Here is a 14570-nt window from a genome sequence, read left to right as displayed (position 1 = left end):
ACATTCACATTCTAGAGAAACTCTGACTGGCCATGGCCGCCTCCAGCGGTGCGCGCCTGCAGCGAAAAGCTGCGCGCACCGCGGTCTCGGCCGCCGCCGCTCCTTCATTCCGCAGGTGCTACGGCACCGAGCTGACGTCGATGGCGATCCTCAAATGGTGCCAGGAGAGCGGCGTCGAATGGCACTACATCGCACCCGGAAAGCCGATGCAGACGGATGTTGTAGAATAGCCCCTTCTTCTCATTCGGCGGCTTTTTCCACAGCGTTTTTCCTGTTCGGTCGCGTCCGCCATCGGGAAGTTGCTGCTGCATAGGCACCAGACTGCCGCACGCTCGGATTGAGGCCAAGATAGGCGACGAGCTTCTGTGGATCGCTGAAGCGCCGTATGTCTCCGATTGCCGCGGCAACGCTCGCAGCCACCGTGACGTCGAGGCCGGGCAACGTCATCAAGCGGCTGATCTGATCCCCAATAACTGGACCGTTCAGAATTGGAGTTTTCCGCTGTAGTTTCCCGGCTGGGAGAGGAGCGGAAGCGATGAAAGCATCGAAGTTTTCGGACGCGCAGAAGGCGTTTATTCTAAAGCAGGGAGCGGATGGCATTCCTGTGGCGGAGATCTGTGCGAACCGGGTTCGCTATGGCTACCGGCGCGTGCACGTGATGCTCACGCGGGAGGGCTGGGACATCAACATGAAGCGAACCTATCGCATTTACAGGGACTTGGGCCTTCAACAGAGGAACAAGACGCCGAAGCGCCGGGTGAAGGCGAAGCTGCGAGACGATCGCCAGCCAGCCGTCGAACCCAACGACGTGTGGGCAATGGACTTCGTTCACGACCAGCTCGCGACGGGCAAGAAGATCCGGGTCCTGACGGTCGTCGATACGTTCTCACGCTACATGCCGGTGCTCGACCCGCGCTTCAGTTACCGAGCCGAGGATGTGGTCAGGACACTGGAAAAGGTTTGCCTCAAGATCGGCTATCCGAAGACTATCCGGGTAGATCAAGGCTCGGAGTTCGTCTCCCGCGACCTCGATCTGTGGGCCTCCACCAGGGGCGTCACGCTCGACTTCTCGCGACCGGGAAAGCCAACGGACAACGCTTACATCGAAGCCTTCAAAGGCCGCTTCAGGGCGGAATGTTTGAACGCCCATTGGTTCCTGACGCTTGCCGACGCGGCCGAAAAGTTGGAGGATTGGCGCAGATACTACAACGAGGTGCGTCCACATGGCGCAATCGGGCACAAGGTTCCGATCTCGTTGATCAATCTCGATGGCTCCGCCAGCCCGCCATCGTGAAAACAGCCGGAAAACTCCATCTTCCGGCGGTCCAAAGTATGGTATCGGATCAATGAAGCGCCGGACTCTCCATTGAAATGGAGGGAACAAGGGTCTCAGGTCAACTGCAGCATGTTTGCTATCGATTTCCGCCAGCACAAACGCCCAATGACCGACATCAGACGCGAAGCGGTCATTGGCGATGCCAGTTATCTCGATAACGCGCCAGCAACAATGCCGTTTGAATTACCCGAGCTCGTGGATGGCCACGTTCGGGACAACCGACTTCGCAATCTCACACAGGTGTTGATGATGCGTGAGGTAAATCACCTGGCCCACACTAGCCATCTCGCCGAACAACCGGAAAACTTCCTCCGACCGGAGATGGTCGAAGGTCTCCATGATGTCGTCGGCGATGAACGGAACAGCCGGCCTGAGCTTGGCAAACTCGTGATATCCGGCGAGGCGTAGAGCCAGGTAGAGTTGGAAGCGCGCGCCTTTCGAAAGAGCGTCCGCGACCTTCGATTGGCCATCCCGCTGTGTCGCGATGAGGACCTCGCCGCCCCTTACCGGCTGGGTGGTCAAGCCTGTGTACTGGCCCCGCGTGATCAGTGCGAAGGCGTCGGAGGCCTCGCTCATCATTCCGGAGCGGTGACGTTCGCGATAGACGCGAAGCGCGCTCGACGCCGACATCACCCCAACCTTCAATTCGATGTAGCGGACGGCCTTTTCCTCGATTTCGAGAAGGACGGTGCGACGATCGGTATCGATTCGCGCCACTGCGCTGTCGCCGCCGATCGCATCGAGCTTGTCGGTCGCCCGGGTCCTCCGGACGAGCTGCTGTTGCAGTGAGTCATCGAGGTCGGCGAGGCGCCGCTCGACGTCGGCCTCTTCAATTGCGAGCCCATCGAGATCGAGGCCCTCCAGCAACGACTGCGCCTGGATGAAGTCGCCGAGGGCGAGCTCGCTCGTCAATCGTTCTTGAAGCTCGGCCACGGCACTCTGCAGGCCGTCTCGCTCGCGAAGCTGTTCATCGCGCTCCACGACCTCCGGCAGAGTTTTCACCCCAAAAGCATCGAGCACTTCCTGTTTTGTGGTCTCGTGTGCCGCGGCCTCAGCATTCAGTGCCTCTCGAACGTCCTCCAACTTTTGAACGTCAAGGAGGAGATTTGCCCTCGCCTCACGGGCACGCTCGGCTTGCTCCAGACGTTCTGTCAGCCTGACGCTCACCTGTTCTGGCGCGTCTTCGCTTGCACGCTCGCCGGCCTGCGCACCAAGGCGGGCCACCTCTTCAACAAATGCAGTCCTATCCGCCTCCATCTTGCGGATGCGGATACGCATGCCCTCACGATCTTGCAGTGCCTTGGACAGCTCCGACAACTGATCGAGCACGCTGCCAAGCCCAGCCCCGGCAATGCCTTCTTCGAGCCAGGTGCCCTTTAGCGTTTCCTTGACCTCGGCCTGCCATGCACCCTCTCGTCGCTCGGCAATTTCAACAGCGAGCCGCCTGGCGGCCAGCTCCTCTTCTTTCGCGACGACGCTCCTCAGCGCTTCCGCGCGTTCCGCGTCGACCTTCGCCTGCCTATCCAGAAAGCGGTCGGCGGCGACCACCATTGCCTCCAGGGCCTCACCGACTTCGGGCTGAATTCCTACGCTTTGAAGCGCCGAGGTCAATGCGAGTTGGACCCGCTCTCCTTCGGCTGTTGCGCGTTCGACCTTTGCGCGTGCGAGCAGGATGTCACCCCAAGCGCCAAGCGCGTCAGCACGCGCTGAAAGGCGCTCCTCCAGGAGTCCGATCAAGAGGTCGAGCGACTGCTCCTGGCAATCCTCAACCAACGCGCTTGCAATTTGCTTGATTTCAGCTGACGCCATTTCCGCGCGCTTTTCCACCTCGGCGAGTTGGCAGCGTACGCGCTCTATGGCGGCTTCGGTCTCGGCCGCCTTTTGCTTGATTGCGCGCAGATCCGCCAGCTCGCCCGCATGGGCCAACCGACCCGCGCCGACATCATCGTCCTTGGCCAATGCGGCGGCAAACACGTCTGCGGTTTCAGCCTTGAGGTCCGCCCGGTGAGTTCGCCACGCCTTATCTCTTTCACGTCGCATGACTGCCGCTCTGTCATCGTCGGCGAGATCGACCGAGGCGCTGACAGCAGCCAGGCGTGACGAAGCAGATACCCGGCTTTGTTCATGTTCAGCCAAGCGCTCGGCGAAGACTGCCTTGTCCCTTTGAAGGTCCGAGGCCAGTGTTTTCCACGCAGCCATCTGCGTCGGTGGCGGAACCGATATCTTCGAAAGTGCGTCCGCATCTCCCGACCATGGCTGGAGGCGCCGCATCGCATCCGCCAGCCTTGCTTGCCGCTCGTCCTCCAAGGCGCGCGCCTCTCTTATCTCCCGTGTGTGACTGCTGGCCTTCGCCTCGGACACGGCTGCCATCAGCCTGGCCCTTGCGGGCTCGGGCACCGCCCTCTCCTCGCCAACGCGACCTCGTGCAGCGTTGAGCCCGTCGAGGGCGGCAGCGGCTTCCTCACGGGCCATCCGCAGGCTCGTTGTGATGCCGGAGCGCTGCTCTACCATGTTGCGTAGTGTGCCGATCACAACCGCCGGCAGAATGAGCCGGGACGGGTCCTGTTCGGCCGACCTGCCAAGCGCGGCGAGACAGTTCGCCACCACCTGGTCAAGCATCTGGACTTCCATTTTGCGGGTCGGCAGATCCATGCCCGCGGACACGAAGCGCGCCTTGCGATCGGCAAGTCCGCGCACCTGTTCGGAGATCGCCAGGACAGCCTCGTCGACAGCGATTGCTTCGATCTTTGCCCTCGCCCGATCCATCTCATCGGCATTGGCTTGGAGGCTGGTTCTCAAGCGGGCATCGTGATCGATCAATTCGGCGACGGTGCCGCTCCAGGTCCTGGGAGGAGACGGGATGTCAGGCAGCTCAGCTAGTCTGCTCGCCTTGCGTATGATTTCTACCAGGAGCGGAGCGGCGCGCACATATCGGTCGATTGTAGCCCGACGCGCCGACAACACTGAGCGTTCAGCGAGGCTGCGATCATACTTGTCCTGGGCTTCCCCCCGTTCCGCCTCGAGCGCCTCGAATGTCGAGGCAAGGGTGTCGATCGTCTCCTTGTGTGACTTGAGTTCGGCGAACCGCTTCTTCAGCAGCGCGATTTCAGTGGTTTGGGCCTGTTTTCGGTGAAGCCCATCTGCCTCCGTCTCCAGCGCGGTCAAGACATCGCTGGCATGACCAAGCCCGGCGCTGGCGGTAAAGAGGAGCTTGCCGAGATCACCACGCGATTCAAGAATCGCCTTGCCGCCTGCTTCCAGCGTCTCGTCATCCAGCGAGAACATGCTGCTGTAGGCTTCGCGGGACAATCCCGCGAGGTTAGCCGAAATCGCAATCTCGCTGAGGGGCTGGCCTCCGACGTCGTGCAGCGAGTTGCTGCGGCTTTTGGTGCGGGAAACGACAAGCGCCCGCCCCTCGAACTCAAGCAGTCCGCCGATGCGCATGGAGCTGTATTCGTGCAGGAAATTGTAGCGGCTACGTTCTTCAATGCCGAAGAGCAGATCAAGATACGCGGAAAGCGCCGTCGATTTGCCGGCCTCGTTCAACCCGAACACGATATGCAGATCAGGGCCAGATAACGGCTTCTCTCCGAAGTCGATCGCTTTGTCGGTGAACTTGCCGTAGCGCGTAAGATCGAGGCGCCGCAATCTCATCGCGTTCCACCCGTCTTGAGACTGGCTGCGACCAGGTTGATACCGCGTGCAAGCACGTCATCGAGAAACTGTTCGAGCCCCGCTTCGTCCTTGCCGGCGAAGCCGCGCGCATCGGGGGGCAAGTCCGTGATCGTCTTCAGCACGAATTCTCGCGCGTCGGACCGAAATGCCTCTGACGCCGCATTGGCGCGCATCGACTGCGCGAGCTCTAGGGTGGGATCGGCAACGCTTTCCAAATTCCCATCCTCAGGATTGGAAAGGGCGAGTTCCACCTTCTCAACCCAGGTATCGCCCACCTGCTCCGCGGCTTGTTCGGCTTCTGCGACAACCAAGTCCCGGTCGCGGATCAGAGCCCATGAAAGCGCAGAAGTGCCGATCAGGCCAAGGCGGGCAACAAGGTAGCGGGATCTGGTAGCCTCCCGGGATTGCTCGAGCCCTGCTCGGATGCGGGCGACGGCCTCGCTCCATTCCAACCCCCCAGTCAGATCGACACTCACCCGCGCGAACTGCGCCACGCTGGTGAGCCTCTCCTCGATCTCGACAGAGCGATCATCACGAATGGTCACCAGCGTGACCGACTTCTCGCCGGCCTCGTTAATATCCCTCCCCTGGGGGATTCCCGGCATGACGAGCGTGCTCGCGCCGGAATACACTTGGCGAACGTGAATGTGGCCAAGCGCCCAGTAATCAAAACCGTGGCCGTGCAGGTCGGCGACACTGCAGGGTGCATAGACGTCGTGGCCTGGCGAGCCGGCCAGGCTGGTGTGCATGAGGCCGATATTCGCCGCTCCGTCTTGCGGGCCAGCATATTTGGGTAGCAGGCTTTCAGGTGCCTTCGGGCTGGCGAAGCTCAGCCCGTGAAAAGCGACATCCACCCCCGCGCCAGACTGGATCACGAGTTGGGAGCGGCCGCCAAAAGTCGTCACAGTGTCCGGCAGCACGAGTTGCTTCGTAATCCGCGACATGGCGTCGTGGTTGCCGCGGATCATGTAGACCCTGATGCCAGCTTGATGGAGACGCGTCATCTGGGATCCCAGAAAGCGTGCCGTCTTCATCGAAGTCTGGTCGCCATCGTAAAGATCGCCGGCGATGACCAGAGCGTCGACACACTCCGCGAGACAAAGATCCACTATCGCGGTGAAAGCCTGGCGGCTGGCATCTCCGACAAGTTCGGCGACCTCGGGATTGCGCAGCGCTAGCGAGCGCAACGGCGAATCGAGATGGATGTCGGCCGTATGAACAAATCGAAATGCCATCCGCGCTCTCCAGGCCCGAACAGAAGCTCAGGCCAATTCTGTCGAAGTCCAAGTCGGCCAAATCATATGGCAGCGATGAGGTCAAAGCCTCGGTAGCAAAGTTCGACGGCGTTGGGCAACGGGAGGCGAGCTAGGTACGATGGCCCACGATTCTCGGCAAGTCGTGCGGCTACCAGCCGCAAGGTGCCTGGGCGCGCCGTATCGTAGTTGGCCCAGCCCGAGCGAAAGAACGTCGCCTTGTGCTTTGCCACGGTTGCCAGCAGCCCGAGATCAGCGGCGGCGGCGCTACCCTCGTCGGAGGCGAGTATCATTGCGAGGTCGTAGTAGTGGCGCGAGAAATATTGCGGGGTCGCTGCCTCTGCCGGACGATGGGCTTCGGTGTGCAAGGCGGTGGCTTTTTCCCAGAAGGTGCGCCGTGCAGACAGGACCGTGACGGTCGTATCAGGGTCTACGAAGAAATCGGGAAAATCCTCGGCCGCGTAGGGGCGAATGATCGTCTTCTCAGCGGGCCAAGGATCGCCGCGGGCGCCGAGCTCAAGCTTAACCCGTGGCGTGATGTAGGCCACGCCTTGATACTGGGCCGTCGGAAGCACGACCGGGTAGTGGAAGTTCAGTGTCTGCGCCTCGGCTTCATCGATCATTAGCGACCACTCGTCGTGCTGCGGTTCGCCGAGCTCTTGGAGGATCGCGGCGCGAAGGGCGGGAAGCAGCCAGTCGGCGATATGCTCCTCGACATCTCCCACCAGGTCGTCGATGAGTTGACCTGACTTTTTTCGGCTGATGCCCTCCTTTTCTGGATCGCGATCACCTGTGTAGCCGAGGTCAGCCCGGTCGAAGGACAAATCGATGTCCTCTGAGAAACGACGGATAATGCCGAGCCTTGGACAGGGACGTTCCGCCTTTGAAGACCAGGCCGGCTGCGGCTTCCTCCGGAAGATCGAACAATCGTTTCAAGGTCCAGCAGACCCAGAAGTCCGTCTCGATGATCGTGCTGGCAACGCCGCGCCCGGCGCCGGTTTCGCCAAAGAGCGCTGCCCGATCACTTGCCGGAAGAAGAGCTACCTTATCCATTTGCGGCGTTCGACGCAGTGTTGCCGATCGAGATCAGCGTCGGACGCATCCAGGCGGGAGCCTGAACCGCGTTGGACGCGAGCAGTCTCTTGTCACCCGCCGACAGCCGACGCGCTGCGAGCTGGGCCACGTCGAGGGCCCGCACCGGCCCGACATGGCGAAGAGCTTGGACAACCGTCCCGGCAGGGCTGCCCGGTGCGATCAGATGCTTGGGCGAAGCGTGACGCAGATCGACCACGCGTTTGCCCAGCACGACACGGCGAGAGGGCCCGTCCGTCAGATAAAGGCTCTTTGCGGGAACCTGCGTCGAGAGGCCGAGCGCATTGGCTGCGTGCGCGCCGGCGATCTGCGCTTTTGAACCAGTCTCCCGCGCGAGTGCACGCGCGACGTCGTCGGGAGCCGGTGAAAGCTGACCCAGCTTCGGATGCACCTTCGGATAGTCATAGAGGCCACGCGCCAGGCGGCGCAGTTTTCCACTCTTGACCAAGCGGGAGAGGGCCTGATCGACAGCAGCGCGCCCCGCTACATCGAGGAAGTCGCTGGGCGTGAAAACACAGCCACGTCCGCCGGCGCGGGCGCGGCGCATGATCCGATCGGGCACTGATCTTATGACCGTTTTCATGTGTCAGAAAATAGCCTATCTTTTTCTGACATTCAAGGTGCTTGCATTCTGAACGGATGGCGGTGCGATGATGAGGGCGTCGGTCAAGCGGTATTACGTCACGGTCAGGTGCATCGGCTTCCGTAATGCGATCTAACAAGGCCGCCACGGCCGCTCGATCGGCCCTTACATGATCTCGCTCCAACTTTCTCATTGCGCTCATGGACTACGGTCCTCGCCGGGGCTGCTGGCCCCAGAATCGCAACTGCGTCTGTGTCGTCCGCCGCATTTTCCAACCTAGCCTTTAACATGCCCTTCCATATGTCGTCCCCTCTCCGATGAGAAAACAAACCCATGTAGTACCGGGTCGCTTCGACAATCGTCTCAGGATGTCCGTTTAGTTCAACAAATAGGACATCTAACCGGAAATTCATCTTCACCTGGCCGCGGTGAACGAGGTGCTGATGAGCGGCCAGGAATGCAGCCCAATCTACCAACTGGAGGGCATGCAAAGGACGGTAAATGAACGACACGGTGTCAAGATCGTTGGGCTCTTTCGCCTCCAGGAGGCTACGTCCAGCCACTGGAAACCCTGAACGATTCCTGCGGCTCGAAGTTGTGCTCGGTGAGCTAGCCACTTCCTCAGGATATCTCGCCGATTGTCGGTGATCCCAAATGTGGTGACCACCTCGACAGATGAAACCTCGTAGGGGCTGAGGTCTTCGGGCGCCCCTCCTGGTCCATGCGGACCGACGTAGGGTGGCAACACCCCGTCGATTGTAAATGAAGGTATCGGCACGCGATCCCTCCGCTGGACACTTCTAGCCGGCAGAGATGTCGGATGTCGATGGCCCTGGCTTATTCAGCCTCCGCTGGGTTTTGAGGGGAGTCCACCAGCGCGCGTTATGTACCGCCGCTGTCGAACCCAGCCACCGGCGCGCGCACCGGTCCCGTCGTGTTCCATTGGATGAACTCGACTTCCTTGCCGGTCACTTCCCGCACGGTTTTCAACAGCACCTCGTGCAAGATCCTCGTTGAGCGGTAGTGGTCGCAATGGGGCGATATAAACGGCTTGATGATGCTCTTGTGCAAAGCCTCCGCGGCAGTCAGGAAGCGTTCGATCTCTTCCAGCGAGAGCTGCTTTGATGGTTTGGACCTGGCCATTGGCGATCTCCATTTCGTTGAAGGGTCGCCGCAACAGGGAGGATTATATTCCTCGTCTCGACATGGTTGGCAAGTCCTATCGTCAATTGACCATGCGATACGGCCGCCAGCGCGCGCTTCTCCGCCGCCGCTGTTCTACACCGCCGAAGCGCCGGTCGCGTCCTGGCGGCCGGCTGTGGCCGCAAGGCATCGCTCCGTCGCCGCCGCCCGATATCTCTCCAGGGCCTCTTGCTTCACGCGCTCGCGCTCGAGCCGGTAGACCTCAGGCAGCGGTTTCCAGTCGGCCGGCTTCGGAGCCCTAATTTCGTAAGGAACATCCCGACGTCAACGACGTTTGCGCGGATGGCTCTCGTTACCGGGTTTGCATCCGCAGTGGTGGTTCTGTTTGTCGTCCTGCTGTTCACGCACGCAGCCCGCGACCTTCAAAGCTCGCCAATCTATTACAGGATATGTCGCCGACTGCGTAATCACGCCGAAGCTCTCGATTGTCCCGAAGGGCAAGAGCAATTAGAGGAGCGCCGATAAGTGCGGGCTCTGGATTCATGTTCACAAAGCCCACGTCAAGAGCAGCAGACCAAGGGCGACAGGCAGGATTGCGGCAACCACGCCTTCGATCATCAGCAATTCGTTACGATTGAACACAGTGGGACCTCGCCTCTCTGAAATTTTAATGGAAATTTCCGAACCGTCCGAGAGCCTCCCAAAGCCGAAGCTTTCCGGCACCGAAAAATGGCGGAAAGCTTCGGTTAAGGCTTGAACATCAGGTCACTCGATTACCTGGATCACCTTGCGGCTGCTCGGGTCGATCAGCACGGTGTGATCATTGATGACAGCATAGCGATACTTGACGTCAGGCACCGTCTGCAATTCCACCGTGTCCGGCACCGCCGAGCCAATGCCGAGCTCGAGTCCCAGCACGTTGACGGAAGCGATCTTGTGCTTGTGGACATATTCCTTGACCACGGTCTGCTGTTCCGGGGTGACGATGATCTCGTCGGCGAGGGCAAAGCCTAGACCAGCCAAAAGGGCCAGGCCGGCGACGGCGGGAATGAGGGTAGTTTTCAATATACTCTCCTGTTGTTGATGAAGAACTCCGCCCTGCCTTGGCAGGGCGGAAACAAATACAAATCGAACATTAGAGCTCCGGTAACGCCCCCGGCCGGCTGTTGTTCCGTGAGTGGTACCTAATTCCTCCGCCCCACCCGACATAGCAACAGTCGGGGGCGAGCCGCCGTCATTCAGGCCGACCATGTTCGTGATGCACTATCGCTTCGATGATGGTGCGGTAGAGGCTGTCCACTTCCTCGTCGAGCTCGACCCGCTTGATGCCGATCGCCTTTGCATCCGCAATTAGCTTATCGGTAAGTTCATCCACGCAGATGACGTCTGGTTTCGCCGTCTCGGGGATGTTGTTTGCGATCCATTCATGCAGGAAATCGATGCCACGCGCGCTCATGGAGTCATAAGCTCGATACGAGATTTCGGTTCCGGGCCAGTATATTAGCATCCGCTTGACGAAGCTGTTGCCCGCCCCAGAGTCATGGTCATGGCGAGAGGCATCAACATCGGCGATGAGGTCGCAATCACCGCTACCGTGCGCAGGCGCGTCACCGAGGACCGGGTGAGCGTTTCCATCCCGTCCTATGGCCAGCCGCATTCGATCATTGACATGACGTCGAACCTTCAGAAGGGGCAGCACATCGAGCTGATCGGCAATGTCACGCACCTACTCGACGGAAAGCGCGTGACGGTGAACCTGGGAGTTCCCGTTACGGTCGATGCTGCCGTGGCCGGGCTGGTGAACGCGTACAAGCCGCCGACGAGAAAGAAGCCGCTGGTCGACAAGCCGACATGAGACCGCCCGCTGTATACTCCTGTATATCTGGCGCTCTCGGCCAAGTCTTCGCTTCGCCAGACTTCCAAATTCGAAATTTACCCAGAATATTAGCGGTCTCTTGCAGAGGCGTCCGCGTTGATAGATGCTGCCTCTCGGCCTTGGGAGGGGCTAGGGGATGAAAATCGATAGGTTGATGGCACTGGGTGCCATTGCAGCGTTGTGCGGCTGCCAGACGAGCAATCAAGCCGACTATATGCAGATCGGCTACGGCCCAAGTTTCGATGTCGCGCATGCTCAATGCGAACTGCAAAAAGGTTCGGCTGACCAAGGCTATATTGCCATCGGATCGCCCGGCTTTGTCGCGGGTGCGGGAATTGGCAACGCTCTCGGCAACTTGGCTGCCGAAGATCAGTACATGAAGAACTGCCTCATCCTGAGCGGATGGAAACGTGCGCCTCACGGTCAGGGTGCCGCCGCCGTGGCTGCCGTCGCGAGTGGCGCGCCACCAACCCCCTATGGGATTGCCCGCGCGCCCGGCAGCTGGATCAACACCGCTCTGCTGGATTGGTCGGACGCCAACAACAAGTGCGTCGCCAGGGACAAAGCTGCGTGTGCCACTCGCGCGAAACTCGGCGCGAAACTGCACGCGGCCGGCATCAACCCGTCGCCAGTTTAAAGGGTCGATTCGACATGGAGCGGCTCGTTCCAATGTGCGTCGGCATCGCTCTTGCTATGAGCGGCTGCGCCGCGGACTATCTGAACCACTATGACTCGGTGACCCTGGCAGCCGGCGATGCGAATCGCGCGAACGGCCTCTTGCAGACCGTTGATCCTTTCAATCCGAATAGCAAAAACACCCACATTGAGAGCGACGGCCAGCGAATAGCAGGTGTCGTTCAACAATATCGGGGAACAACCCTGGCGCCTGCCCAACCGCCCGGCATCGTGGTGAGTGTAGGCGCCAACGACCAACATCCCTGCGACCTTCGAACACAAACCGACAGCGCGGGCAGGCTTTGCGGCGGCCGAGCTGCCGAGGCGAAGCCAGGCGGCCGTACCGGCCACGAAACGGACTACTAGCCGGGGCCAAGAGAGACAGCATCCCGGGAACTTTTGCCATGGCGGGATGTTGCTGGCCCCATGACGAAGCTTTCAGACCTTGGCCCCCCGATTCCCGGCAAGCGGCACGACGGCGAGCCCGCCGACGAGAAAGACCATTTCTATAAGTGCAAGACCTGCGGACAGCCGGTCGACATGCGCGATCTGCGTCAGGTGATGTGGCACGAGCAGCCGCGGCACGAGCAACTGAAGCCCGAAATCGTCAGACGCTCCTGAAACGGTCGCCCATGTCCCCACGCCGCCTGTTGGAATATGCCCTCATCATTACGATGATTGGATTGGCGGTATGGTGGTTGGCCAGAATTGGCCAGGCCATAATGATCTAGGCGCCGCGCCATCGCTAGACCAGCCAGCCTGCCAATGCCATCGCTAGACCAGCCGGCCTGCCAATGCCATCAGGACGACCCCGCAAGCGGCTGCACGGGCGGCGGCTCCACAGGTGCGGCGGAATTCTCATTCATGGCGTTTTCGTGGGGCCACTGCGGCATGGTCAACAGCTTCGGCAATAACCCGTCGCCGCGTTTCGCGGCATGGACATGAAGCGCGCGTAACAGGGAAAACATGAGACGACCTTTCGTTGTTAAGTTCGTCCAACAGTCGTTAGCCCGGGAATGTTCCCGGGCCGGCGAACCCCGTGGGCCCGCCTCCTGGCAGTACAGGAAGGGGAAGCGGGCCCGGCCAGGAGGGACTCTGACCAGCAGCACGGGAGGCTGCTACCTTTCGAACCTGCCGCGAAATACCAAGTTCCCACATAGCGCACAAAAAGCCCGCCGGCCGGAGCAAGCGGGCAGCTGACGGAGGTGGAGGGCCGCCCGGAGTAGGCGGCTGGCTCCCGAACCTTTGTCTCTGACGTATGTTCCATTGAGGCCCGCGCCCCACCCGGACGCGCCACCGCCTATGCCGGAACTTGCGACTGATGGGGCTGTTCCCGACCGAACGATAAAAAGGCCCGCTGCCGGAGGGGGCATGGCAGCGGGCCAGTCAACAGTCGTGGGAACGCACTGTAATGGGAGTACGACAGTGCAACCGCCTAAGTTTTTCGACGCAACAATGTTCCATGGGGGCTACCTTCGGCCGTTCTGAGGCGTGCTGCCGACCGAGGCCAGCGGGCGCCTACCGGTGCGGACGATCCTCTGCGATAACGTTGTAGAGCACACAACACGCCACCAACGAGGCGACGCCGCCTAAGAGATCACTCGCCGTCAAACCTGAAAAATAGACGAATTCAAACGCTGACATGGCGGCCCCCCCTCTACCTTGGAAATCGACCAAGATGGAACCGTTAGAAGGCTCTGATGTTCCGCTCCGAATGCGCGCTTCTGGACTATTCGTCGCGATCGACGCACTCTGCCCCTGGGGAGCATGGGGCCGTGGACAAAAATCGGTACGACAACCGGTCTGATCAGTGGCGAAGGCGAACTGGCGCCAGGCGCTCGCGCGCACGCAGATGGGCGAAAGTCCCGCTGCGCCTGATCGTTGTCACGGTCACTGCGGCCGGCACATTGGCCGCGCAGACGCTCCTGCAGCACAGCGACAGTTTGCCGGAGCTCAACCTGTCGAACTTGACGGGGTCGAAGCCGGCAGTTCGAAACCCTGCGGGATGGCGGGGACGCGCGTTTCCTCGCGATCTCCGGTGACGATCACCTTTGAGCGATAAAGTATATCGTCGTCTGCGTGCCCCGCGACTGCAAACGCAAACCAGGACAGGAACGTCAACAGAGCCTTCTTCATCGACCCGCCCTGCCCTATTGAGTAACTGTTTATGAGGTTACAAAGTGACGGTGATGGAATCAATCGAATTTGTCCGGACGTAGCTCTCGCCGCATGGACACATGCGCATGCTGGGAGGTGCGCCCGCACTTGATCTTGCCAACACATTGCACTGGCGAGATGGGGCCGAGATCGATTTCATTCCAAGCTACCAGGACCTGCTGGTCTTTTGCGTTCCGGCCCTGTTGCTGTCGGAAAATGAAGGGCGGGTCCTCAAGCGTCTCGCGCTGAATCACCAACACGTCGCCCGCGATGTGCATCTCAAGGTGCTAAAGCTACGCGCGTCGCTCAAATCGTGGCTGAATGCGACCGCGCAAAACCTTAACGGTGGTCTCGTCCCGAAACGCACCGCCTTGCGCGACATTCATAAAGCGATAGCGCAAGCGGGCGGATCGGCCGGCCTTGGCGAAATCCTGAACCTCACATCCGCGTCGACAAACCAGGCGATTTACCTGCCACTGCGCCGGTCGGCCACAGCCGCTGCCATGCTCGTGCTGTTCCCGTCAGGAAACGATATCCGGCAATGTGAGGCTGACAAATGCGGCGGCTTCTTCGTCAACGATAGCCGCTCAAAACCGAGACGCTGGTGCTCGATGGACAGTTGCGGCAACCGCGCCAAGGCGGCGCGCTATCGCCAGGCACATCGGAAGTAGCCTGACGAAGCGGAAAAGTAGCCGGCGACGGCCGGCAGGCGTCGCCAAGACCTGCTTCAAGCTCATCGGGCATCCACGGGCACTGTATGGTTTGCGTCGAGGGTACAGA

General features: G+C 60.5%; 16 protein-coding genes and 2 pseudogenes. 7 read left to right on the top strand and 11 right to left on the bottom strand.

The genetic code is table 11. The features are described from left to right. The first annotated feature begins 32 nt into the window (after window positions 1–32). On the top strand, window positions 33–230 hold the full coding sequence (locus C7I87_RS35295; RefSeq protein ID WP_188393922.1) for a hypothetical protein: 198 nt from the start codon (window positions 33–35) through the stop codon (window positions 228–230). Between the two features lie 10 nt (window positions 231–240). Here C7I87_RS35295 and C7I87_RS21035 read toward each other — a convergent pair. Further along, window positions 241–459 (bottom strand): annotated as a pseudogene (locus C7I87_RS21035) (transposase); the annotation flags it as partial. A 145-nt stretch (window positions 460–604) separates the two neighbouring features. On the opposite strand from C7I87_RS21035, the pseudogene C7I87_RS21030 reads away from it, so the two are divergent. Next, window positions 605–1294: pseudogene (locus C7I87_RS21030) on the top strand (IS3 family transposase); the annotation flags it as partial. A gap of 225 nt (window positions 1295–1519) precedes the next feature. Here C7I87_RS21030 and C7I87_RS21025 read toward each other — a convergent pair. The 9 genes from C7I87_RS21025 to C7I87_RS20995 form a co-directional block, all read right to left on the bottom strand. Next, a complete protein-coding gene (locus C7I87_RS21025) occupies window positions 1520–4990 on the bottom strand; it encodes an ATP-binding protein (RefSeq protein WP_149906012.1) in 3471 nt (1156 codons plus the stop codon). Then, complete coding sequence (locus C7I87_RS21020; protein ID WP_149906011.1) at window positions 4987–6246, bottom strand: metallophosphoesterase family protein; 1260 nt, start codon at window positions 6244–6246, stop codon at window positions 4987–4989. Before C7I87_RS21020 ends, C7I87_RS21025 begins: the two co-directional genes overlap by 4 nt. Before the next feature lie 62 nt (window positions 6247–6308). After that, window positions 6309–7088, bottom strand: coding sequence for a nucleotidyl transferase AbiEii/AbiGii toxin family protein (locus C7I87_RS21015; RefSeq protein ID WP_246696336.1), 780 nt, complete (start codon window positions 7086–7088; stop codon window positions 6309–6311). A 221-nt stretch (window positions 7089–7309) separates the two neighbouring features. Beyond that, window positions 7310–7939, bottom strand: coding sequence for a DUF6088 family protein (locus C7I87_RS21010; RefSeq protein ID WP_246696335.1), 630 nt, complete (start codon window positions 7937–7939; stop codon window positions 7310–7312). Window positions 7940–8043: 104 nt separating this feature from the next. After that, window positions 8044–8502, bottom strand: coding sequence for a DUF6932 family protein (locus tag C7I87_RS36780; protein WP_373424749.1), 459 nt, complete (start codon window positions 8500–8502; stop codon window positions 8044–8046). Further along, complete coding sequence (locus C7I87_RS36775; protein ID WP_373424748.1) at window positions 8409–8717, bottom strand: DUF6932 family protein; 309 nt, start codon at window positions 8715–8717, stop codon at window positions 8409–8411. The genes C7I87_RS36780 and C7I87_RS36775 overlap by 94 nt, the downstream gene beginning before the upstream one ends. Window positions 8718–8821: 104 nt before the next feature. Beyond that, entirely contained in the window at window positions 8822–9082 is a 261-nt protein-coding gene (locus tag C7I87_RS21005) for a hypothetical protein (protein WP_149906010.1), read from the bottom strand. 765 nt (window positions 9083–9847) lie between these two features. Further along, window positions 9848–10147: a DUF1236 domain-containing protein gene (locus tag C7I87_RS21000; protein ID WP_246696334.1), complete on the bottom strand. Its 300-nt coding sequence runs from the start codon at window positions 10145–10147 to the stop codon at window positions 9848–9850. Window positions 10148–10316: 169 nt separating this feature from the next. After that, window positions 10317–10538: a DUF768 domain-containing protein gene (locus C7I87_RS20995; RefSeq protein WP_140813726.1), complete on the bottom strand. Its 222-nt coding sequence runs from the start codon at window positions 10536–10538 to the stop codon at window positions 10317–10319. A 90-nt stretch (window positions 10539–10628) separates the two neighbouring features. Between C7I87_RS20995 and C7I87_RS20990 the strand changes: the two genes are divergently transcribed. From C7I87_RS20990 to C7I87_RS20975, 4 genes are all read left to right on the top strand, one after another. After that, entirely contained in the window at window positions 10629–10937 is a 309-nt protein-coding gene (locus C7I87_RS20990; protein ID WP_149906009.1) for a hypothetical protein, read from the top strand. Window positions 10938–11094: 157 nt separating this feature from the next. Next, the gene (locus C7I87_RS20985) at window positions 11095–11595 is read left to right on the top strand and encodes a hypothetical protein (protein WP_149906008.1); all 501 of its coding nucleotides are present in this window, start codon (window positions 11095–11097) and stop codon (window positions 11593–11595) included. Window positions 11596–11609: 14 nt separating this feature from the next. Then, the gene (locus C7I87_RS20980; protein WP_149906007.1) at window positions 11610–11999 is read left to right on the top strand and encodes a hypothetical protein; all 390 of its coding nucleotides are present in this window, start codon (window positions 11610–11612) and stop codon (window positions 11997–11999) included. 60 nt (window positions 12000–12059) lie between these two features. After that, window positions 12060–12254: a hypothetical protein gene (locus tag C7I87_RS20975; protein ID WP_149906006.1), complete on the top strand. Its 195-nt coding sequence runs from the start codon at window positions 12060–12062 to the stop codon at window positions 12252–12254. A gap of 1332 nt (window positions 12255–13586) precedes the next feature. On the opposite strand, the gene C7I87_RS20970 is transcribed toward C7I87_RS20975, so the two are convergent. Next, the gene (locus C7I87_RS20970; protein WP_149906005.1) at window positions 13587–13769 is read right to left on the bottom strand and encodes a hypothetical protein; all 183 of its coding nucleotides are present in this window, start codon (window positions 13767–13769) and stop codon (window positions 13587–13589) included. Between the two features lie 107 nt (window positions 13770–13876). Here C7I87_RS20970 and C7I87_RS35605 point away from each other — a divergent pair, with 107 nt between their 5' ends. Continuing rightward, a complete protein-coding gene (locus tag C7I87_RS35605; protein WP_210250640.1) occupies window positions 13877–14461 on the top strand; it encodes a CGNR zinc finger domain-containing protein in 585 nt (194 codons plus the stop codon). The last annotated feature ends 109 nt before the right edge of the window (window positions 14462–14570 follow it).

The organism is Mesorhizobium sp. SARCC-RB16n (assembly GCF_008520305.1).
GTDB lineage: Bacteria > Pseudomonadota > Alphaproteobacteria > Rhizobiales > Rhizobiaceae > Mesorhizobium.
This window is presented reverse-complemented; position numbering and strand designations above follow the sequence as displayed.